The 21,960-nt window shown below is 43.7% G+C and carries 20 protein-coding genes; 9 read left to right on the plus strand and 11 right to left on the minus strand.

The annotated features are described in order from the left end of the window. A partial coding sequence (locus tag LYNGBM3L_RS35185) for a TolC family protein (protein WP_044495834.1) occupies positions 1-1,344 on the plus strand: 1,344 nt, incomplete at its 5' end. Between the two features lie 325 nt (positions 1,345-1,669). Continuing rightward, positions 1,670-1,999 carry a 2Fe-2S iron-sulfur cluster-binding protein gene (locus LYNGBM3L_RS32820; RefSeq protein ID WP_008191595.1) on the plus strand — a complete coding sequence of 110 codons (330 nt, stop codon included), beginning with the start codon at positions 1,670-1,672 and terminating at the stop codon, positions 1,997-1,999. Positions 2,000-2,091: 92 nt separating this feature from the next. Here the strand turns inward: LYNGBM3L_RS32820 and LYNGBM3L_RS44795 are convergent, their stop codons facing one another. Continuing rightward, positions 2,092-2,232 (minus strand): hypothetical protein, encoded by a 141-nt coding sequence (locus LYNGBM3L_RS44795; protein ID WP_154659991.1) that lies wholly within the window; start codon positions 2,230-2,232, stop codon positions 2,092-2,094. 111 nt (positions 2,233-2,343) lie between these two features. On the opposite strand from LYNGBM3L_RS44795, the gene psbM reads away from it, so the two are divergent. After that, positions 2,344-2,457, plus strand: coding sequence for a photosystem II reaction center protein PsbM (gene psbM, locus LYNGBM3L_RS32825; protein ID WP_044495836.1), 114 nt, complete (start codon positions 2,344-2,346; stop codon positions 2,455-2,457). Between the two features lie 587 nt (positions 2,458-3,044). Here psbM and LYNGBM3L_RS32830 read toward each other — a convergent pair. From LYNGBM3L_RS32830 to LYNGBM3L_RS32840, 3 genes are all read right to left on the minus strand, one after another. After that, positions 3,045-3,887 carry a universal stress protein gene (locus LYNGBM3L_RS32830; protein WP_008191600.1) on the minus strand — a complete coding sequence of 281 codons (843 nt, stop codon included), beginning with the start codon at positions 3,885-3,887 and terminating at the stop codon, positions 3,045-3,047. A gap of 822 nt (positions 3,888-4,709) precedes the next feature. Next, positions 4,710-4,880: a 50S ribosomal protein L32 gene (gene rpmF, locus LYNGBM3L_RS32835; protein ID WP_008191603.1), complete on the minus strand. Its 171-nt coding sequence runs from the start codon at positions 4,878-4,880 to the stop codon at positions 4,710-4,712. Between the two features lie 44 nt (positions 4,881-4,924). Beyond that, positions 4,925-5,470 (minus strand): hypothetical protein, encoded by a 546-nt coding sequence (locus LYNGBM3L_RS32840; RefSeq protein WP_008191605.1) that lies wholly within the window; start codon positions 5,468-5,470, stop codon positions 4,925-4,927. A 293-nt stretch (positions 5,471-5,763) separates the two neighbouring features. On the opposite strand from LYNGBM3L_RS32840, the gene LYNGBM3L_RS32845 reads away from it, so the two are divergent. Next, the gene (locus LYNGBM3L_RS32845) at positions 5,764-7,689 is read left to right on the plus strand and encodes a caspase family protein (RefSeq protein WP_008191607.1); all 1,926 of its coding nucleotides are present in this window, start codon (positions 5,764-5,766) and stop codon (positions 7,687-7,689) included. A gap of 311 nt (positions 7,690-8,000) precedes the next feature. Here LYNGBM3L_RS32845 and LYNGBM3L_RS44800 read toward each other — a convergent pair whose 3' ends face one another. From LYNGBM3L_RS44800 to LYNGBM3L_RS32855, 3 genes are all read right to left on the minus strand, one after another. Continuing rightward, positions 8,001-8,153 (minus strand): hypothetical protein, encoded by a 153-nt coding sequence (locus LYNGBM3L_RS44800; RefSeq protein ID WP_008191609.1) that lies wholly within the window; start codon positions 8,151-8,153, stop codon positions 8,001-8,003. A gap of 75 nt (positions 8,154-8,228) precedes the next feature. Next, entirely contained in the window at positions 8,229-8,960 is a 732-nt protein-coding gene (locus tag LYNGBM3L_RS32850; RefSeq protein ID WP_008191611.1) for a response regulator transcription factor, read from the minus strand. A 378-nt stretch (positions 8,961-9,338) separates the two neighbouring features. After that, a complete protein-coding gene (locus LYNGBM3L_RS32855) occupies positions 9,339-9,557 on the minus strand; it encodes a hypothetical protein (RefSeq protein WP_008191613.1) in 219 nt (72 codons plus the stop codon). 575 nt (positions 9,558-10,132) lie between these two features. Here LYNGBM3L_RS32855 and LYNGBM3L_RS32860 point away from each other — a divergent pair. Further along, a complete protein-coding gene (locus LYNGBM3L_RS32860; RefSeq protein ID WP_008191615.1) occupies positions 10,133-13,030 on the plus strand; it encodes a hybrid sensor histidine kinase/response regulator in 2,898 nt (965 codons plus the stop codon). A 247-nt stretch (positions 13,031-13,277) separates the two neighbouring features. Here the strand turns inward: LYNGBM3L_RS32860 and ruvA are convergent, their stop codons facing one another. Next, positions 13,278-13,913 (minus strand): Holliday junction branch migration protein RuvA, encoded by a 636-nt coding sequence (gene ruvA / locus LYNGBM3L_RS32865; protein ID WP_008191617.1) that lies wholly within the window; start codon positions 13,911-13,913, stop codon positions 13,278-13,280. Between the two features lie 463 nt (positions 13,914-14,376). After that, positions 14,377-15,144 carry a sucrose-phosphate phosphatase gene (locus LYNGBM3L_RS32870; RefSeq protein WP_008191619.1) on the minus strand — a complete coding sequence of 256 codons (768 nt, stop codon included), beginning with the start codon at positions 15,142-15,144 and terminating at the stop codon, positions 14,377-14,379. Positions 15,145-15,597: 453 nt separating this feature from the next. Between LYNGBM3L_RS32870 and LYNGBM3L_RS42385 the strand changes: the two genes are divergently transcribed. After that, positions 15,598-15,822, plus strand: coding sequence for a hypothetical protein (locus tag LYNGBM3L_RS42385; protein ID WP_131827029.1), 225 nt, complete (start codon positions 15,598-15,600; stop codon positions 15,820-15,822). A gap of 38 nt (positions 15,823-15,860) precedes the next feature. Continuing rightward, the gene (locus LYNGBM3L_RS32875; RefSeq protein ID WP_044495806.1) at positions 15,861-16,685 is read left to right on the plus strand and encodes an MBL fold metallo-hydrolase; all 825 of its coding nucleotides are present in this window, start codon (positions 15,861-15,863) and stop codon (positions 16,683-16,685) included. 208 nt (positions 16,686-16,893) lie between these two features. Here the strand turns inward: LYNGBM3L_RS32875 and LYNGBM3L_RS32880 are convergent, their stop codons facing one another. Then, positions 16,894-17,277, minus strand: a complete 384-nt coding sequence (locus tag LYNGBM3L_RS32880; RefSeq protein WP_008191623.1) for a DUF2780 domain-containing protein — start codon at positions 17,275-17,277, stop codon at positions 16,894-16,896. A 492-nt stretch (positions 17,278-17,769) separates the two neighbouring features. On the opposite strand from LYNGBM3L_RS32880, the gene LYNGBM3L_RS50055 reads away from it, so the two are divergent. Continuing rightward, positions 17,770-18,162 (plus strand): hypothetical protein, encoded by a 393-nt coding sequence (locus tag LYNGBM3L_RS50055; protein ID WP_353736720.1) that lies wholly within the window; start codon positions 17,770-17,772, stop codon positions 18,160-18,162. Positions 18,163-18,316: 154 nt separating this feature from the next. On the opposite strand, the gene LYNGBM3L_RS32890 is transcribed toward LYNGBM3L_RS50055, so the two are convergent. Next, positions 18,317-20,005, minus strand: a complete 1,689-nt coding sequence (locus tag LYNGBM3L_RS32890; RefSeq protein WP_008191625.1) for a potassium channel family protein — start codon at positions 20,003-20,005, stop codon at positions 18,317-18,319. 1,421 nt (positions 20,006-21,426) lie between these two features. Here LYNGBM3L_RS32890 and LYNGBM3L_RS32900 point away from each other — a divergent pair. Continuing rightward, positions 21,427-21,834: a thiol-disulfide oxidoreductase DCC family protein gene (locus tag LYNGBM3L_RS32900; RefSeq protein ID WP_008191629.1), complete on the plus strand. Its 408-nt coding sequence runs from the start codon at positions 21,427-21,429 to the stop codon at positions 21,832-21,834. Positions 21,835-21,960 lie beyond the last annotated feature (126 nt).

Raw genomic sequence — 21,960 nt, forward strand, 5'->3', positions numbered from 1 at the left:
GCGCCAGAGTTTCTTGATCCTGATCCCAATCCTTTATCATTTCCTACCCAAAGCCAGGAAGTCCAGATAGATATCACACAGCCCATTACCCTGCAACAAACCATAGAACTGGCAAAGCGTAATAATCAGGAATTACAGCAAGCGCAACTGACCTTGGAACGTAATCAGTTTGTTCTCCAAGAAGCCTTAACCGCTTGGTATCCCAGTTTGTCAACAAGTGCAGCCATTAACTATGCCGATAGTGCATCAGGCCAGGTAACAGACGAACTAAGGGCTCAGCAAGGATTACTTCCAATCAATGAGCCGTCAGGAAGTTTCACTGCAGCCCTACGGTTAGAATATAACCTATACACTGGTGGGCAACGACCAGCACAAGTCCGGGTAGCTGAGGAACAGCTAAAGTTGCAACAGCTAGAGGTAGAACGCCTCTCTGAAGAGATCCGACTTCAGGTCACCCTTGCCTATTACAATTTACAAGAAGCTGATGCTCGAGTTGAGATTTCCCAAGCGGCAGTCACCGAGTCCGCTCAGATTCTACGGGATACGGAGTTACTGGAACAAGCTGGTTTAGGAACCCGATTTGAGGTTTTGCAACAACAGGTTGAGCTAGCCAATGACTCTCAAGGGTTGACCAACGCTCTGAGTGACCAACGTATTGCTCGACGTCAGCTGGCGGAGTTATTAAACTTATCTCAATCCGCAGAAATTACTGCAGCAGATCCCATCGAAATTGCTGGAAGTTGGGATTTATCTCTAGAACAGAGCCTGATCCTGTCTTATAAAAACCGATCTGAGTTAGAACAGCAACTGGTCCAACGAAAGATCAACAAGGAACAGCGCACCATTGCTCTGGCTCCAGTAAGGCCCCAGTTGAGTGTGTTTGGTCAAATCGACCTAGCTGATAGCTTAAATGATACGTTGGGTTTTGGTGATGGTTACTCGGTAGGGGCACAATTCCAGTGGAATTTCTTTGATGGCGGAGCAGCGATGGCCAGAGCTAGGCAGGAAGATATTGATGTTGCCTTAGCTGAAAGCAGTTTTGCTAACCAACGGGATCAAATACGCTTTGAGATCGAACAAGCTTATTCTCAATTAAACTCCAATGAAGAGAGTATTGAAACGGCATCCTTTGCCCTAGAAGTAGCACAAGAGAGTCTCCGGCTAGCTCGGTTACGATTTCAGGCAGGGGTTGGTACCCAAACCGACGTAATTAACCAGCAAACGGCTCTTACCCGGGCTAGGATTAACCAACTTACTGCAATTCTGGGCTACAACCGCGCTCTGGCCAACCTGCAACGGGCAGTGAGTAATTTACCAGATAGTAAAGTTAGCGATATTCCCTAGTATTCCATCAAAATTGAATGAAGGGGTAAACTAGACTTGTCCTAATTAGACCCCAGGTATTAGGCACTAGGTATTAGGCACTAGGTATTAGGCACTAGGTATTAGGCACTAGGTATTAGGCGTTAAAAACTAACCCCTAACATCTAATACCATTAACCTTGCCCTAACTCTCAAAACTAAATTGACAGAGTAACTCCTATGGTTTATGGTTAACGGTTTATGGCTAACTTAGCCATGAACCATTAACCAGGGATGCTTATTTTTTTAACATTCCTTAATAAAATAGTAATACTATCAGAAAATAAGATCAGACTTGGGACAAATCATGGCTAATATCAAATTTGTCAAGGAAGACCAAGAAGTCATTGCTGCCAATGGAGCGAACTTACGGGAGAAAATGCTGCAAAATCGCATAGATCTCTACACGTTTCGGGGCAAGCTGGTGAATTGTGGCGGTTATGGTCAATGTGGGACCTGTATTGTGGAAATTGTGGCAGGCATAGAAAATCTATCCCCTAGAACTGAGGTGGAAAATCGGAAACTCAAGAAAAAGCCAGATACTTACCGATTAGCCTGTCAAGTCTTGGTGAATGGACCGGTGAGTGTGAAAACTAAACCAACCCTTAAGAGCAAATCCCCATCTGCTGCCATCTAACCTACCAAGGGATTTTAAGGGCTAGCTGGCGAGGGATTGTCAGCTGAATACCGCTCGTTATATAGAGGTGTACATAGGGTTTGTAGGATTTATCAATTGGATGAGGTGCTTTCGTCCTGGGTTTGTTCGCGTAGCGTGGCCCAAAGGCCAGGGAGTAGGGAGTAGGGAGTAGGGAGTAGAGCTAAGATAATTGACTGTATCTCACCAGTATTATCAACGCGCTTATCTACCATTAGCCGGATTTCCTCCTGCCAGGCTTCGATTTCTATCTTCTATTTCTACCAGCCGTGTTAATGGTATCCTATAGCTGGTGGGTTAAAAACGATTTAGAGGAACTAATAATCATGCAAGTTAACGATCTAGGGTTTGTTGCCAGCATCCTGTTTGTGCTGGTTCCGGCGGTTTTCCTGCTAATTCTTTATATCCAAACCGCGAGCCGTGAAGGCTCAGGAAACTAGTTAGCTGATCTGGTGATAATCCCCACGCCTGTACCAAAAGCGCAAGCATTGCTCCTTAGCTAAAGGTCAGGGTGGGATTCTTCCCAGGATAAAAGTCTAAGGTATTTTTTGTATAAGGTTGTTTAATTAATTAGAATTAAACAACGGTTAATTTAACTTTTCCCGCCACTAAACTAGGCGGGATTGTAAGTGATGGTTACCGGATTTACGAGTATATCTCCCACGACTAAAGTGCATGGAAGCTAAAGTACGTGGAAGTTTAAATAGTTAGTCATTAACTTTTTCTCATTAAGCCTTGATCATAAACCCTTTTTAAGCAACTTGTAAGCAACAAGAGGTTTACTGGCAATACTAATGACAAAGTAAGCATTCAGCTATCAGCCGTCAGCCGTCAGCTAATTAACTAATCAACGGGCGGTAGTAAACAAGCTTACGAACTAGTATGGCTGGTTGAAAATCCCTGCTCGTTTACTCATCCGACTCCGTGCAGTTAAAGCGCCTACTCGCTAATAGCTGATAGCTGATAGCTGACGGCTGAATGCTTACATGACAAATGACTAATGGCTAATGGCTAATAACTGACTGCTTCAAGTAGTTGTGCGTGATAACAACACTGGGCAATTGGCTTTGACTCTGACGTAGTCTGATAAAGAATTACCCAGTAATCGATCTAAATCTACTAAACTCTTGGCGATAGAAGGACGACGGTCAGGAGAACCGAGAATCAGCAAGTCGATGTTCTTGTCCTCTGCTAACTGGCAGATTCCTGGTCCGGGTTTACCGCCACTTAGAACACAACGGTAAGAAACACCTTGCCTTTTGGCTTTTGCTGCTGCTTCTGCAAGCACTGGGTCTGCTTCAGCATTGCTCATCAGTTGATCAGGTTTGGCTTCGGGGATGACACGAGCTAGATATAGTTGAGCATTCTTCATGTCTCGCACTAGAGATAGAGCCAACTCGAAGGAATTTTGAGCAGCATCAGATTTATCCATTGCGACCATAACCCGTCTGATTTGTTTGACGTAGACATCGTCTTTGACCAACAACATCGGGCGGGAGGACAATTGGAACACATATTGGCTAACGGAGTTTTCCAAAATCGCTTCTAGGCGAGTTAGTCCTCTCGAACCCATAATAATCAGGTCGGTTTCCTCTTCGTCTGCCACTTGGGTAACGATATTTTTAGGGTCTCCCTGTTTGAGTCTGGGAGTGATTTTGCTGGGGTCAACTTTTAACGACTTGACCGCATCTGCTAAAATCTTACCCCCCTCTTCTAACTTAGCTGACATGGCTTCAGCTGTGACTTGAGGACGCACGACATGTAGAACTGTGACCGATGCCTGTTGTATGGCAGGGATTTCGGCCAACATGTTGAACATTTCTTCACACAGTCCCCGACCAGCTACAGATATTAAAATTTTTCTTATCATTGGGCAATTATTGCTGGAGTTAGTGACATACTCCCACACTGAACTCAACGAGTCAGTGTGGGCTTCTTGCCAACTCCACCTATCGGTTCGGATACTCGGCAAGCTTTATTAACGATACGGGATGCCCCTCCGCACCGGAACAATACAGAAAAGTTCGATTTTAAAGCACGTAGGTGGCGGTTAGCTCTTAATTTGTTTTCCCTACTATTTTCAGTATAGACGATTTCAAAACAATCAATCGCGGTATTAGCTAAATTATCCTTGGTTACTGATCATTGAGTTACCAAATTTAGTTACCAAACTTAACAATTGACCCTTCAAAATGTTTGGTAAATTGTCTGGCATTGACTTGAAACTTAACTCAATGGTATTAAGCTGTGATACATCTAATTACCACAGCCCAACTAATCAGTTTCTGTTAATTGTTAACCACCAACAGTTAACGAACAGAAATTAATTTTAGATATGCCAGTTCAATCCCCAGCAACCTATGGGAACCTCAGATAGTTTTCCGGTAGGGGTTGAGGGTTGGACTTTCCCTGGTATATAAAGACCAGGATACTGATAATGAGGCTAGAAAATTTTTAAAATTTATTAACGCCGGTGAGAAGACAGTACTCCTTGATCAGTCAAGACTCTCACGCCTAGCTTCAGTATTAGCTTCCGATTTATTAAGGCAGATCAGTAGCTTGGAGACCCGAAAGTCGGATCTAGGTTTTAGAGCAGCAAGCCGTATAACGCCTTCTAAGTGATACGTAACCCACCGGAACCATGGTAAAAATCAGCGATACGCCGTCCGAAGCCCGGTGGGGAGGAGTAAACCTAGTCTTCGTCTTCTTCTTCCGTTGTTGGATAAACAAAGCTAGAACGCCCACTCAGGACTGCTTTACCGAGAGAGAGGGCTTTTTGTGCTTCCAGATGCGCTTTGCGCTTCCAGTTAGCTTTACGTTTATCCCGTTTGGATTTTGAGGTTTTCTTCTTAGGAACAGCCATAAGTGTAAATTATTTAAATTGTTAGACAGCTTTTCTATCTTATTTCATTGTCTTGTATCTCGGTCTTCTATCTGGTTGTCAGGTGATGATGACTCAGGAGCCTGGTTGTCAGGTGATGATGACTCAGGAGCCTGGTTGTTTGCTGGCGGTGCCTGAGGACTTGGGGAAGCTGGTTCCAGTGACTGTGGCTGAGTTTGAGCAGAAAAATCAGGTTCCTCAACTCGCAGTAGGAACTGGGTATTGGGAAAGTAAGTTGCCCAATACTTGGCATCCGGTCGTCTTTTCCAGGATGGACGGCTGACTTTTAACAACAAGACTGGGGCAATTTCTCCTTGATTTTGCCCTAGAATAGTAATCGCTACCTTTGTAGTCAATATGTCACTATCGAAGCTCCGTTGAGCTGCTGCTCTAGCAACTACTTCAGCACGGCGCATAAAGCCTTGGTAAGTTTCGTCAGGCTCACGATTCAGGGTAACATTAATACGAGCTGTCTTGGCTTCGGCGCTTTGGGGAACAATGGCAACTGTAGTCAACCAACTAACCCCTACTAAGCCGGGTAACACCAATAGCCGGATTACTTTGGACAGCATACTATTATATCCTCTGATTAGGCCAAAAAAGGTTAACTCTTATAATGAAGGAAAATCTTGACAGAAGCTAGATTGACATAAATTAGTTGGAAAGCCTAGTTCGAGAGCCTTTAGAGGTGGACTATCTTCGATGGTGTTAGATTAATTAATTAATAAATTTAAGCTGTTAGCTTAAGCTAAACAAGGTTGAATTAGAATTTAAGTGTAAGGGGAAACTACAGCAATAGTAATAAAATTAGGCATATATATTAGGCATAAAATATACTAGTTTCAGCCGCTAGGGTATGGGGTAAATGGCAAATTACGCTGGTATAGCAATTGGCATCAACCGCTATCAGTTCTTACAACCTCTGAACTATGGTCAAGCAGACGCTCAAAGACTACAAGGGTTTTTTGTAGACCAAGCTCATCTGCAACCCAATGAGTTTCTGTTATTAACTGATAATTCACCACCGATTGATGATTTTTTAACCTACCCCAACCGAGAAAATATTTTAAGATGTCTCGACAGGATTCGCCAGAGTCCAGGTTCTCCAGAAAGTTGGCGTTGGTTCTTGTTCAGTGGCTGCGGGGTCAGTTGGGATAAAGTTGACTACCTCATGCCGATTGATGGCAACCCAGATGACATTCCAGGAACAGGTATACCAATAGAATGCCTGTTTTCCTCTCTCAAGACTATGGGGGGCAATAAAATCCTGGTATTGTTAGACATAAACCGCTCACCGGGAATGCCATCTGGTGAACCGGTTGGTGCTGAAACAGTGGAATTAGCCTACAAAATGGATATTTCCCTGGTACTTTCTAGTCAACTCAACCAGTTTTCTCACGAAGCTGCGGCTCTAGGGAATGGCTTATTCACCTCAGCACTTCTAGAAGCACTGGGTTACTATCATACTGACATTACCCTTGAGAATCTTGACGAGTATCTCAAGGAGCGGCTACCGGAGTTGAGCCAACACCATTGGCGACCAGTTCAGATTCCTCTGACGGTGATTCCTTTACAGGAGTATCGACAACAACAAATTTGGCCTGAAGGGGCAAGCTCACCACCAGAAAATCAATGGGCTAACCCAAGCACTGACTCAGAAGCTACCGAGGTAGTTCTTTCTGAAGATGGGAATAATCTTGAGGTGCGACCCAAGGCCGGGTTCCCCGGCCATTGGAAAGCGCACCTTGAGAGTGAATTTACGAAAAAACCTTTATCGGTGGTAAAGCAAAACCCGAATCGGTCTTTACCCACTAACACTGACAGCTCAAACCAGGAGTCATCTAACTCAGTAGCTTTAGTTTCTTATTCAGACAGCCAGCCTCAAACTGATACAGAAGAGTTATCGTCATGGCGAGAATGGTTGTTTTGGGGTAGTGGTATAGCTTTGTTGTTAGGACTAGTAAGCCTAACTGTTGTCCGTAACCAGGAAGGCTTAATTAGTCAACAGATGATTAAAAACACACAGACGACCACATTAACTACCACATTACCAGAAACTACCAAGGTCAGGAATTCCCCAGTAACATTACCTGCAGGGTCAACATCCCAGGCAACTCCAGCTCCCTTGCCAAATTCCAAGAGTAAATCCCTGGAAACTAAACCACAGAAATCCCGGGAACCGAGTGGGATTAAGGCGAATCAAGCAGCTTTGGACGAGGCAAGACAGTTAGTTGAACCGAAGCAGGCATCTGTGTATAGCGATGCGATCGCAATTGCCCGTCAGGTGAAACCTGGGGATCCTCTTTATGAGCAGACACAACAATATATCACTGGTTGGAGTCAGTCAATTCTGGCTCTAGCCAACAAACGGGCAAAAAAAAGTGATTTTGAAGGAGCGATCGCAGCTGCCCAACTAGTTCCTAAAGATAACCCTTCTGTTTATCCTTTGGCTCAGGATGCCATTAAACAGTGGCAGATTCTCTCCCAACAGAAGTCGCAGAATCAACAGATTATCCAAACAGCCATCAAACAAGTCCAACGCAATCAAGCATCTAGTTATAATCGTGCGATCGCAACCCTCCGTAAGATTCCACCGGGTCAACCGAAGTATGCCACAGCACAAGCGTTAATTGCTCAAGCTAGCGATAAGATTTATCGGATTGCTAAGTCCCGTGCCTCGCGAGGCAAGTTTCTCTCCGCGATTAACACAGCAAAATTAGTCCCACAAGATACCCCTTACTATGAGGCTGCCCAAGAAGCGATCGCTAGATGGGAGCAAGGTAGACCTTGATAGTGATTTGGGTTACAGGTTACAGGTTACAGGTTACAGGTTACAGGTTACAGGTTACAGGTTACAGGTTACAGGTTGAAGGTTATAGGTTGGCAGTTACAGGTTGAAGGTTACAGGTTGAAGGTTACAAGTTGCCAGTTACAGGTTCCCAATTATACATCCGGCTTTCAGTTGTTAAGGCTCTAATTTTCAACCTACCCTACTTCGGACGCCAAAGGCGAACAACCAACTAACCTTCAACCAACTAACCTTCAACCAACTAACCTTCAACCAACTAACCTTCAACCATCTAACCTTCAACCATCTAACCTTCAATCTTTAACCTTCAACCAACTAACCTTCAACCAACTAACCTTCAACCAACTAACCTTCAACCATCTAACCTTCAACCATCTAACCTTCAACCAACTAACCTTCAACCAACTAACCTTCAACCAACTAACCTTCAACCAACTAACCTTCAACCTTCAACCTTGGCCAAAAGGCCACGCTACGCGAACAGCCGTTTAATTGTAAAAGGTTACTCTATGGTATCATCGTTAAATAACTAAGCCAGACCGGAGGGCACGGACAGCTGCTTGGGTACGGTCATCCGCACAGAGTTTATTCAAGATATTTCGGACATGAGTTTTGACAGTTCCCACAGTGATATATAACCTTTCGGCAATCAGAGCATTGCTGCAACCTTCTACAATCAACCGCAAAACCTCTAATTCCCTTTCCGTTAAAGGATAAGCTTCAATCATTTGATTGTATTCATTGGGAGCAGCATGGATAGCTCTCGTTTCACTAGCTTCAGTAGGCTGAGTTTCTTGGCTTGGTTTGATCTGCTCAAGTACAATCCTGGCAATGGCTGGATCAATCCAAGCATTACCTTCATAGGTCACTTTCAGAGCTTCTACCAATTGATCAAAAGTTATATTTTTCATGCAGTAAGAGTCAGCTCCAGCGGCGAAAGCAGCTAGTACCGCTTCTTCATCATCCTGCAAGGTCAGTACCATAATCTTGGTGGGGAAATCATCCTGTTTAGAATCATCCTGTTTAGCTTGAAACTCTTTGAATTGTCTAGTTAATTCAGTTCCATCCATGTCAGGAAGACCAATATCGACAATCCCGATATCTGGTCTAGATTCCGCGAGTAACTTTAGTCCTTCAGCAGCATTGGCCGCTTCGCCCACCAATTCAATTTCACCGTTTTGTTGGAGGGCTGTTCGCAGACCCATCCGAGTCAGATCATGGTCTTCAATGAGAGCCACACGAATTTTACCCATCATTAACGTCTAGGGGGGTGAGATTTATAGTTTATTGATTTTTAGAGTAAATTTGTAAAGTTTTGGTAAAAATCATCATGATCTCCACCTATTGGTAGTTGTAGATATTTATGACTTTGGGATAGAGTTTCCAAAAGACCAGATTTTGGCAACAATCACTTAAAGTTAGCTGGAATGAAAGCATTTGTCAAAAGCTATTACAGTATCACATATAAAGTTATTGAGAAATTACAGGGGGTAGTTACTTATTATAATCTTTACAATTTATTTATGAGTATAAGGGGTGAGTCGTGCCAAAAGTACTTGTCAGAGGGGTTGGCACGATTTTCCATTCCAACAGTTAGAGGAGATTCTCAACAGGATTGACATGGGATGGGCTTATTGAGTAACTAAGGTAGCCTCACCAGCACGAAATGACCAATTCCGATAAATCCTACTCTTTCTGCTCATCTGCTGATCGTCCCACCCTTCCTGAGCCAACAGCAGGATATAATAGGGGGTAAAACCCCCTAAAAAATCTATCTCAGGGAGTTTGTTTCTCAGGAAATACCACTGGAAAATTAGCATGGGTTGATTGCGTTCGCGTAGCTTGGCCAACGGCCAATCCGATTGGTTGATTCCCTAGATGGGTGAGATTACTAATCAAGGGAGTTTTTCGACAAGTATACTCATGCCTACTCATCAATTTGGCAAATGTTTCGGTGATACTACACAACCATGGGATTTCCTCTACCTAGTCAGATTGGTATTTTTACTGAAGCTCTCTGACTAGTACCGAGGTAAGGTAGAAGCCTACAATCAGCGATGTGGAGAGATTGTCAAGTCCGTAAGGTTGACTAAATTGGGGCGATACCTAAACTGAACCAATAGAGTATGCTCAATATAATTCATTAGCCTCCTCAGGTGTCGGTTGTCAGTCAAGAACTGCTACTACCCACTATCCACTAATCATTACACCTCTTGCAAAAATATTTTGAGTTAGAATAATAGTTTTGGTAAAAATTATGTAGATTGTGTGTACTAGGCTTATACACAAACAAAGTACAAAGTAAGTTTGTTAGTCTTAAGCGATCGCTAACTCGAAAATTCCCAAACTACTGATTATACCACGAAAAACTTTTGCAAGAGGTCTATTAGCCCATAACCAATGACAAAAGCTCAACCGCTAAATCATGGACGAGATTATCAGACTACTGATCGTAGAGGATGATCAAGTTAACTGCAAAGCCATAATTAAAGCTCTTAACAGAGGGGGTATACCCGTAAAAATAGCTGTTGCAGTTGACAGCAAAAGCGCTAGGTCGATCATCGCATCACGCTGCGCTAACTCTAGCCTTACCCAACCGAGTTTGGACTGCATTCTATTGGACTATCACTTACCGGATGGGGACGGATTGACTCTGGTTAAAGAAATCCGTGATGCTGGCATTGAAGTCCCTGTGATTGTGTTGAGTGACCAAGGGAACGAGCAAATTAATGAGCAAATTGCGGTTGAGCTGATGAAATCTGGAGCATCGGACTATCTGACCAAAAGCCAAATCTCATCAGAAAATCTCTTACGTAGCCTCTCTAATGCAGTTCGCCTCTACCGCGCAGAACGGGAAGCAGCTGTAGCTCATCAGCGGCTCAAAGAAAGCGAAGAACGCTACCGCTTGGTGCTAGAAGGTTCCAATGACGGGATCTGGGACTGGAACCTGATCACTAAACAACTGTATTGTAATGACCGCTTCTATGAACTTACTGGCTTGTCGCCTGAACAGATAGGGAAGTACCACCATAACTTTTCCCCTGATGTGTTATTTAATTTACTAAATTGCTCAGATCTACTCAAAGTTACTAAGGCGGTGGCTAGTTACCAACAAGATTACCTTGAACTGGATGTAGAATTTAACCTACCCTGTGCTTTTGGAGAAGATCGCTACTGTACTGCTCGTGGCAAAGCCCAGTTGAATGATCAAGGAGTACCATTCCGGATGTCTGGTGTAATTACTGATATTACTGAGCAGAAGCGAGCAGAAGAATCCCAGCGATTTCTGGCGGAGGCTTCTGCTGTACTTTCAGCTTCCCTCGATTACCAGACTACATTGGACAACCTAGTGCAGCTGGTAATCCCTCGCTTTGCTGATTGGTGTGCTATTGATGTGGTATCGGGAGTTGATAGCTATGATACTCCCCAGTCTTACCAGCGCCTTGCCGTTGCCCATGTTAACCCAGAGCAAGAGCAGTTGATTTGGGAACTGCACCGTTGCTACCCTGCCCAGGGGGATGAAGACTATGGCAACGGCAAGGTTTTACGTACAGGTTGTACGGATGCCTATTTTGAGGTTTCTGATCAATTCCTAAGTGCTGCTGCTGATGATCCTGACCATCTCAGAATGTTACAGGCACTGAAAATTAAGTGTTACATTTGTGTACCTTTACGAATGGGTTCACAAATCTTGGGCTCAATTTGGTTTGTCAGGAGTGATTCAGGTCGCCGCTACAATGAGATCGATGTCAAGTTGGCTGAGGATTTAGCTAGTCGCGCTGCCCTAGCCACTGAAAATGCGCGGTTATACCGAGAGGCAAACCAGGCGAGTGATGATCTCAGGCAGGTAATTACCATTCTCAATGAACAGCAAAAGCAATTGAGAACCCTACACCAGTTGACTAATCTCCTCAATCAACGGCTGACTAACCTTCCAAATCTGTTGCAAGAGATGGTATCGGAGGTAGTTAAAGCGATTGCTGGGGTTGAATTTTGTTTCATCATTCTCAATAATTCTCTTGGTAACTCTGAAGTCTTAAGGGTTATTGAGGGAATTGATACACAAAAGTTCCAGTGGGAAGACATCTTGCCCCTTGAGCAAGGGTTACTCTCTCAAGTCTTTTTAACTGGAACATCTGAGTTAATTCAGCGCAAGGGTTGGGATTCGCGGCATCCGGAAGAGGAAGTACCTACAGCTATTTACGCTGTGGCGATTGAGTCTGTGCAAGCAGGACCCTTGGGAGTACTAGCTATTGGCAATTGGGAAGACCCAGAGGCATTAGACCAATCAGGTCGGAATCTGCTAGCAGCAGTGGGTGAACAAGCTGCGATCGCAATTGATAATGCTCGCATGATTAATGAACAAGCTGCGATCGCAATTGATAATGCTCGCATGATTAAAGCCTTAGAGGAGCAAGAAGCACGTTTAGAGTGTCAGAACAGTATGCTGGCTCGCCAGAATCGGGAACTGGAAAGGAGAGATGCATCCCTCAAGCTACAGAACCTGCAATTGTTGGAAGCAGCACGGTTGAAATCCCAGTTTGTTTCTACGATATCCCATGAGTTACGAACTCCCATGAATGCCATTATTGGCTTTTCCCAGCTTCTATTGCGTCAGCGTCAGGGCTCCTTGACTCACCAACAAGCAGATATAATGGAGCGCATTGTCAATAATGCTCAACATCTACTGACTCTGATTAAGGATATGATTGACCTGTCCAAAATTGAGGCAGTTTGTCTGGAGTTAACCTTGGAAAGTTTGCATTTGGACAGGTTGATCAAAGAAACCATCAATGAATTCCGTTGTCTAGCCGCTCAGAAGGACTTAGGGTTGTATATCCAAACCAATTTAAAAAATCCGATCGTAATCAATGATAGCCTCCGCCTGCGGCAGATTTTGGTCAATCTGGTTTCCAATGGGATTAAGTTTACCGAAATGGGCAGGGTAGAGGTGGTAGTCAAGGAAATTTCCACCGACTGGCTGATGCTCACTGTTAGGGATACGGGAATTGGAATTGCCGAGAATGACTTAGAGCATATTTTTGAGGAGTTCCAACAAATTGATCAAACTACAACTCGCAAGTACTCGGGTACCGGCTTAGGACTGGCCATTACAGAATCTTTAGTCAAGTTGATGCAAGGAACGATTACGGTAGAGAGTAAGCTGGGTAAGGGGTCTACCTTCCATGTCAAGTTTCCTAGACGAGTAAAAGCTTCTACTGGCGATTGTCATGATTGCGATCTACCACAATCTAAAACCCTAGGTTGTTCGTTTTTGCCCCAGACTCTTCAAGGATTTCGTGCTCGAAGGGTAATTTATTAGGTTGGAGGTTGGAGGTTGGAGGTTGGAGGTTGCAGGTTGCAGGTTGCAGGTTGGAGGTTGCAGGTTGCAGGTTTCAGGTTTCAGTCAGATTATAGCGGTTCTGTTGTGGGATGAGGTAAACCCAAATTTCTTCAATCTCCTCCCCCTATTGCCACTCTCCCCCTAGTAGCGCTGATCCAGATGTAGCTCACTCGTGGAACCGCTATATTTAGAAACGCTATATTTATGGGTACGATCAGGAATATCATCAGCGACTCAACCAAGCGATCGCTTCTCGAATCCAATCTTCCGCATTCTTACTTTTAGCGACCTGAGTATCCTCACTAATAGCATGGAGTGCTTGAGCGATTTCATCATTTTCATATCCCAAAGCTAACAGGGTCATCTCCACATCTTCCTGAATCCCTGGTGAGAGTCCATTAGCAGATAGTGGGGACTCTACCTCCGATACCTTATGCCATTGAGCCAACTTTGTTTTCAGTTCTAGAGCAATGCGTTCAGCAGTTTTGCTACCCACACCAGGGGTTTTGGATAAGGCACGAATATTACCTGTAACAATCGCTTGGACTAAATTTGGCAATCCCAAGGTGTCCAGTAGTGCGATCGCTAATTGAGCACCAATACCGTTGACACTAACTAATTGACGAAACAAATCCCGCTCAGCGGCTGAGGCAAAACCGTATAGCACCTGTTGCTCCTCCCGGATTTGCAAATGGGTGAAGATTTGCACGGTTTTTTCCGATAAAGCTACGGGCAACTCCTGGGACAAACGGCGAGTAATTTGTATTTCATAGCCAATGTAGTTGACATCTAAAATCAGAGTGACCCGATTACCAGTGCTTTTTTGAATGCTAGCTACTGTCCCCTTGAGATAGCTGATCATTAGTTGAAGGTTGAAGATTTAAGGTTGGTTTAAGGTTGGTTTAAGCTTTAAGGTTGAAAGTTGAAAGTTGAAAGTTGAAAGTTGAAAGTTGAATGTTGAAAGTTGAAAGTTGAATGTTGTTCGCGTAGCGTGGCCGAAAGGCCAAGCTTGGTTTAAGGTTGTACTCCACCACGAAAATAGTGAAGGATAGTTGAGAGCATAACTTGCAACTTACCAACCTACAACTTGTAACTCGATTAACCTACAACTTGTAACTCGATTAACCTACAACTTGTAACTCGATTAACCTACAACTTGTAACTCGATTAACCTACAACTTGTAACTCGATTAACCTGCAACTTGTAACTCGATTAACCTGCAACCTACCAACCTGCAACTTTTAACTCGATTAACCTGCAACCTACTAACCTGCAAGTTGTAACTCGATTAACCTGCAACTTTTAACTATTAACTATTTCTTATTTATTGGCGATCATTACTGACAAAAAAGCTAAAATAACTTAAACCTTCTATTATACCACCTGCACAGTGAGCTTGAGCCAGGTAATGGTAATCTGCTGAGTTGTTTTCGTACCACTTGCGAAGTTCTGGTCGGGCGTTACCCACTATAATTCCTCGGGAAAAGCCAACGCTAAATAAGGCAATGTCATTTCCTGAGTCGCCACAAACCACTGTCCGTTCCGGCTCAATTCCCCACTGTTGCCGTAAAAATTCTACCGCTAGACCTTTATCGCTATTGCTGGGTAGAATGTCTAAGTCTTTCCCACCACTATAGATCAACTTGAAATTAAGACCCCTTCCTTGAAGCTGAGATTCCAGTTGAGGTAGCACCCTCAAAGCTGCTTCTTCCGTCAGGTGATAGCTGACTTTAAAGGGACGTTGTTCTGATTCTACTTGAGGAATTAAGTCAGGATATTGGGCAGCCGTTTCCACAATCATTTCCCGATCCCAGCCTTCAGATAACTTGGACGACCAGTCTGGATTGGGTGTATCTTGGCCATCATTATCATAAATTTCTGTACCCACAGAGGTGATCAGAGCATCTGGATCAAGAAGTGGCTTCTCGGCTTTCAGCTGGTGGTAGGAACTATGGGATCGCCCTGTAGCATAAACGATTCTTGTACCATGTTCTTGGCGATGCTGACTTAGCAGAGGGTTCAGTTTAAGCAGAGCCTCATCATCCCCTACTAGAGTATTGTCAAGGTCAGTTACAAACAGAAATTTAGTCACGAGATGCTAAGAGGTTCGGGTATTGCCTTATTGTCCTACATAAGTTGGGTTAAAACATAGTTGGGTTAAAAATGCGCTTTGGTTAATCGCGCTTTAGCTACAATTGAATTAGCTATATCCCCTGGTAGCAAGCGCAATCCCTATGACGAACGAGAGTTAGACAGTTATGGCTCATCTCAACCAACGCCGCGCTCAAAATATCACTGGTGACTTTTACCAAAAAAATGGGTAATCGCGCCCCGTCCTTCTAGGACGGCTTTTAAGTTGACGCTTATCTAGCGCCAGGTTATAATTAAAATATAGGGTACAGGCTGAAAAACCGTAGGCTGAGCCGGGAGAGAGACCCGTAACTTATCGACCTTAAAGTAGTAATGCCCGGAGGGTAGGGAATCTCCTCCTTAAAAACCCAATCATCAATTAACAGTTGGTGTGTGAACCCAGAAGAATCACACTTTGAAAAAAAAACGGTACGGTGGGGCACACCGGAACCAAACGAAAGGAAGAGAAACAGACTTTTTAAGGCACTTCCAAAGAGTAGTTAAACGCCTAAGGAGAACTGCCCTCTGGGTCTATGGTGAATTAACTAGGAATTTAGTCTTAACGGATTCTCGGTTGAGTATTGTCTTGTTTTTGGCGGCGTCAAAGATGAGAACTCCATGGTTTAAGGCGGCTCGTTGATCTAGGAATCCCCGCGCCTAAAGGCCGGGGAGTGTCAAGTGGATAGCAGCTGTATTGATTGTGATGCCTGCCGTTGGATGACTCCGGAAGTGTTTCATCGTGCTGATCACCAGTCTGCAGTTTATCATCAACCTGCTAATGATACAGAACGCTTGAGAGCTCTTCAAGCCCTATTATCTTGTCCCACCTCTTCTATTGGTACTGTTGAGAAACCTAAAGACATTAAAGACGCTCAGCATAGTTTCCCCATCCCAGTAGCAGAAAATGTCTACCATTGCGGCTACCATTCAGAAAACTCCTACGGTGCTGCTAGCTACCTTATCCAACGCCCCCAAGGCAATATTTTAATCGATTCTCCTTGCTTTACACCACCACTAGTCAAACGTCTAGAGGCAATGGGTGGGATTCGTTACATGTTCCTGACCCATCGGGATGATGTGGCAGATCATCACAAGTACAGACAGCATTTCCAGTGCGAACGCATTTTGCATAGAGATGACATTACCACTGATACCCGTGATGTGGAAATTCAGCTCACTACTTCTAAGCCTTATCCCTTAGACAAGGATCTGTTGATTATCCCCGTTCCTGGTCACACCAAAGGTCACACGGTTCTACTGTACAATAACAAATTTCTCTTCACGGGTGACCATCTTGCTTGGTCTGATCAACTTCAGCAACTGATTGCCTTTCGTCGCTACTGCTTCTACTCCTGGAAGGAATTAATCAAGTCAATGGAGAGGTTAACCAACTACTTGTTCGAGTGGGTATTACCAGGACATGGACGCCGGTATCATACTTATGCTCAGACTATGCAAGATCAGCTGAACCAGTGTCTTGTCTGGATGAAGCATCAAGGATGAAGCATCAAGGATGAAATTAAGTGACCACCTAAAACATTCTCCCTCATCCCTTAGACATCTCCAAAAATTAACCTCAAACCCTTGCACTGCCTGGGTCAAAACCGAGTTTATGGAGATGTCTCTTTGATGACCTGACTTTGGGAAAACATACCCAAGTCTTGGGTTGATCCCTCATTACCATCACATATCAGCCATCCAATCAATCGCTCTAGCTCAACACTTTTGCCAAAAGGTTTTTGATCTCGTCCCCACCTTGGTTTTGAACGAAAGAGAGGACTATCGGTAGAAATTTGGAAATCATCCCACTATCCATGCCTAGTTGAGAAAAACCTGCTGCCAGGGTAGCTAGAGTGCCTAATTGTCCAACGCCACCACCCATTGATGCCGCTAATCCTCCCAAGGCTCCCATCATGCCACCACTTTTTGGTGCTGCTTGGAGCAAATCATTTATTCCTGGAATAGATTGCAGTACTGGGGCAAAACTCTCATCTCCCAGCTTGTCCTTGGCCAGTTGGAAAATAAGTCCAGCTCCGCCTTGGGCTTGATTCTCTTGCACTCCCAGGTTTTCGGTTAACAGTTGAATCAGTTCCATAGATGCTCTCTTATTCGATTGCTATATCGTTGCCGCCTTAATTTAACATCGGATAGCCAAAATAATCATTTATTTACATTTTTTTTACATAGTTATCTATCACTATTTATATTTTATCTTTTTGAACACAATTTATAACATTTATACACAACTAGTAACTTAGAGTAGTAAGTTCCTTTTTGGGCTATAAGCTAGGTGAATTTAAGGGTTAAGGAAATTAACAAAAAATTAATTATTAATCTATAGCAATGGGATCGGATTCGTGAACAGTAACAGGTTTTACTCAGGATTCAGGAACGATCCGACTCAGGGCGATTTTCAAGAAAAAATTGCTAGATTACATTTGTTAGATTACATTTGATTACAGGAAACCGCTGCAATCTTAACTAAATTACTAAAAAATATAAAGTATTGATAATATAAATAAAATATCGCTCTTAAGCTGAATAATTGTTTTCCAAGTTACGTAAAATAAAATCCAGATAAAAGACTTTGACCTATCTGGAGGTTTCTATGGTCAGCTACGCATCACCAATGGGAATGGGAGTTAAGTTAACAGCTAACCCAGGGGATAGGATTGCCACTGAACCCCAAACTATTGAGGAAAAAGCGAAGCAGGTTGCTGTGGATACGATTGATATTACAGGGGATCACATCAAAGTTCCCACTTACTTTGTCGTGAAATACCCTGATGGTGAAACCAAGGCACTACACCATGTGAAGGATGCTGAAGCAATTTCCGATGTGATTCGGCAAATGCAACTGCAGCAAAAAGAGTGGCCTCAAGAATCAGAGGAAGTTAAACATTGGTTAAACTTACCTGGTATGCTTCTGATATTGGCTGGTTTCTTAATCACTTCCATTGTCCTAGTCGGTATTTTCTAGCTACCCTAATCCTGCACGAGTAATCATGGATAATGAGTGATGAATGATCAACCTTAGACTATAGCTAGGGTTTTATCATTCATCCTTCATCGTCGATAATTTCCAGATTAGATCCCATGGCTTCGATTTAGATCCCATGGCTTCCATTTTTAACTCACATCACCATCATTTGAGGCGGTGTTGTGCGCCACAATTGCTCTAAACCAACTGCTGGCATAGTTAGATACAAAAGATCACCAGCGGCTAGGTTAATTTCCAATAAATCCCAGCCATGAATCGTTTGATACTTCGTTTCAAGATACAGTGGCACAAAGTCAGCGGATCTGGCAGCATCTTTAACACGGCGTCCACAGAAGGGATGATCGGTGGTAATCTTAGTGGCTAAGGCAACCCAAAGCGTATCACCAATCATACCATTGCCTAACACTTGTCCACCTAATGCTGCAGCTGCAAAAGAAGGAGTGGCTAATTCTGTGGGAGAGAATACTGCTTCAAATTCAAATACTTGCTGTACCATGTGGGAAAAGTGGGGGTCTTGATTGCGGACAACCACTGACAATTTAGAAGCTAGACTTTTGGCACTTAGAGCAATTTCTAAATTGGCTGTATCATCACTCGTAACTGCTAAAAGGGCTTCTGCTCGTTGGATGTGTGCTGCTGTGAGTGTAGCAGGTAAACTGGCATCTCCGTGAATGACTGCAATACCTAGAGAACGAACAATGTTCAGGAAACGATTGTTGGGGTTACTTTCAATCACCACCAATTCATGGCCTTGGGCATGAAGTTGGTAGAGGATTTGGACTCCTACATTTCCCAGTCCACATACAACATAGTGATTTCTGTAGGGAACTCTCGCCGCATCCCAAAACTGTTTGAGTCGGGTACCTAAAACAAAATCGTTTAGTAGAGCATAGCAAATGCCAATCACACCAGCCCCTACTAACATCATCACAGCAGTAAATACCTTAATAGTGTCCGGGGACTTTTCTGCTACTTCTTCTTGACCACCAGCACCGGTAATCATACCCACAGAAAAATATAGAGCATCAACAATAGAGGTTTCTAAGTTGACACACACATAAGTCAATGTGGCCGTAAAAATTATCAGGAGTAGGAAAAGGGTCACTACTAACATTGGTTGAGCATGATGCTGAAACTGTTGTAAGTTTGTGAAGACTTTCAGCAGTTTCTGTAGCCAGGATTGGCGTTTAGGACGAAACCGAGGCTGAGTACCAATAATTAAGCGATCGCCAGGTTGTAACTGTTTGCCCTGAGCTACTGCGGAAACTAAATCTAAGTTCGAGTCCATCGGTAGGTAGTAGATCAACATTCGTGATCGCTCATCCCACAGGTCACTCAACTGTGTTCCCATCCAAGGGTGGCTTTCGGTGATAATTTCTTCGTGTATCGGCCAGGTTTGATTGTATAGCTTGAGTTGCCCAATGGCTCGATTCCCCATTGCTGCGAAGGCAAATACCGGTGCTGCTAGAGAAGAAACACTCATGCTGACATGATCGGGTAGGGTCTGATCTAAACGAGTACCCAGGCTGGTATTAAACAATCGGTTAACGATCCGAATCCGGGGATTAATCACTCGTGCCTGAGTCAGGATTGCCAGATTGAGAGCATCGTCATTACAGGCCAGAACCAGGGTTTGGGCATGTTCGAGTCCAGCTGCAAGTAGGGTAGAAATAGCCCGCAAGTCTCCAATAATAATATTGTTTTCGTCACCAGGCATTATTCTGTTGCTGATGCCAACAACAGCTACTCCCTGCTGCTTCAGTAAGCGGAATATTTTGTATCCAGTGCGACCCAAGCCACAGATAATGATGCGGGGTTTCATGTGTCAAGCTTGTTGACCGAAATAATTTTTGTCGTTTTGCATCTAGCTAAGTGTTCTTTTACAATTCTTATCCAAGATAGCTCAAAGAAATGTAGCGGAAGACACTGCTGCTAGTTAGAAAGGGTAAAATCTCCCCGCTTAAGCCATTCCGGTAAGCTGCTGACCCTCTAATTTGCCTATTTCAGTAGGGTGATCAGGAGATGGGGCAACGGATGGGTTAACAGATGTAACGGATGGGGGGATAAGGGCATGGGGGTGCCGGAAAGCCTGTAATTTGAATAGGCATTAGTTGAATAGGACTTAGACATTATGATATATTGATTTATTAAGCACAAAATCAATATAGTTCTAAGCTGTCGCGGATTTAAATTGTATAGCTTTGAGTAAGCTCGAAAAACTGATTAACCCTATGCCCTGCTGCTCTGGTTCCCTGCCCCCTTGCCGATTCAATATATAAAATAAAATTAAATATATAGATCTATAAATTAGATGTAGATGCCTCACAGCTGATCACTCCCTCACCCCCTCACCCCCTGATCCCTTCATTTTCAAAGGAACTGGCTACAAATATCTACCAAGGTGTACTAGGAATGGGGCAGCCTCTCAATGGCTGGAAGCGTGTATTGACTTAATAGGGCAACCTCCTGCTCGTATATGAACTCGCTGTAGTCAGCTAGATTGTCCAGCCCCAGAAAGTTGAGGATGATCTCAGCTGCTAGCCAAATCGCTATTCTAACCAATAACTGCCGCCATCGTATTATCATTGCATCAGACCTCCTGACTATAGGTGAGGGAGGTTAGGTTTATGGTTGTGATAATCTGTTCAATTTAGTTATCAGCCTCAATTTTGTCTTTTATGCGACCGAAACCAGCAATTCCGTCCCGGTGCGCTTACAGTCGTCGAATTTAATTTGCCACAGGTCGCACCGCTGCCCGAGATAACTTGACCGTTTACTTCCCCCTACTGCATTTTGCCGAAAAACCTGAGGAAGCTAGTTACAGTGTCAAATACTGATGTGGGTAATTGTGTTGGCAAAATGTAAAATTTATGTTTATGAGCTAGTAGTCTGTCAATTTAGTTTTGAGGGTAATGGTGGGACGATGTTAGGTGGCACGGTGTTAGCTCAAAAGTCTTCATACCTGATCCAAGCGTGCGATCGCGCCCTTCATCCAAGCGTGCTATCATGCCTAAATCCTGCCCGGTGCGCTTACAGTTGTCGAATTAAATTCGCTATTTGTGCGTTTTCCAATGGTCGGGGAACCCGGCCTTTGGTCGCGCCTTCGGGTCGCACCGCTTGGTGAAAGCTTAAATTCAAACTTGACAGGGCACTAGCCGCAATGTTTAGGACTACTGTAGTAGTCCTAAATACGGTTATAAGCTACTTTGGGGCAGATAAACTAGGATTTAGGAAAGAAGCTGAATGGGATATCACGTTATTTACGATGGCGATTGTAATCTTTGTGTCACTCTGGTACAGCTACTAGAAAATCTGGATCAGGGCAAGCTATTTGATTACATACCGATGCAGGATAAAGAAGCTTGCGGCAAATTACAGGTAACACCTCTCGAGTGTGAGATGGGTATGATTTTGATCGATGCTTCTTCTGATGATTGCCGATGGCAAGGAAGTGATGCCGCTGAAGAGATTGGGCGTCTATTGCCATTGGGTAATATCTTTGTATCCGCTTATCGGGCAATGCCTGGGGTGAAGTCGGTAGGCGATCAGGTTTACGAGCAGATTCGGGATAATCGTTACAGTTGGTTTGGTAAGCGTTCTACTACGTATAAATCGGTTTATCCAGTAGGTTGCAAGGCTAATCCCAGTTGAGGCTAGACTAGAGACTCAATCAACTTTTATCAGCTAACAATTAATTATAAACACATAAGCCCCTATTATAAACTGTGGGGATAAGCTTAACCTATAGGAAAGTTCAATGTAATGTATTAGAATATT

This window comes from Moorena producens 3L, assembly GCF_000211815.1.
Lineage (GTDB): Bacteria > Cyanobacteriota > Cyanobacteriia > Cyanobacteriales > Coleofasciculaceae > Moorena > Moorena producens.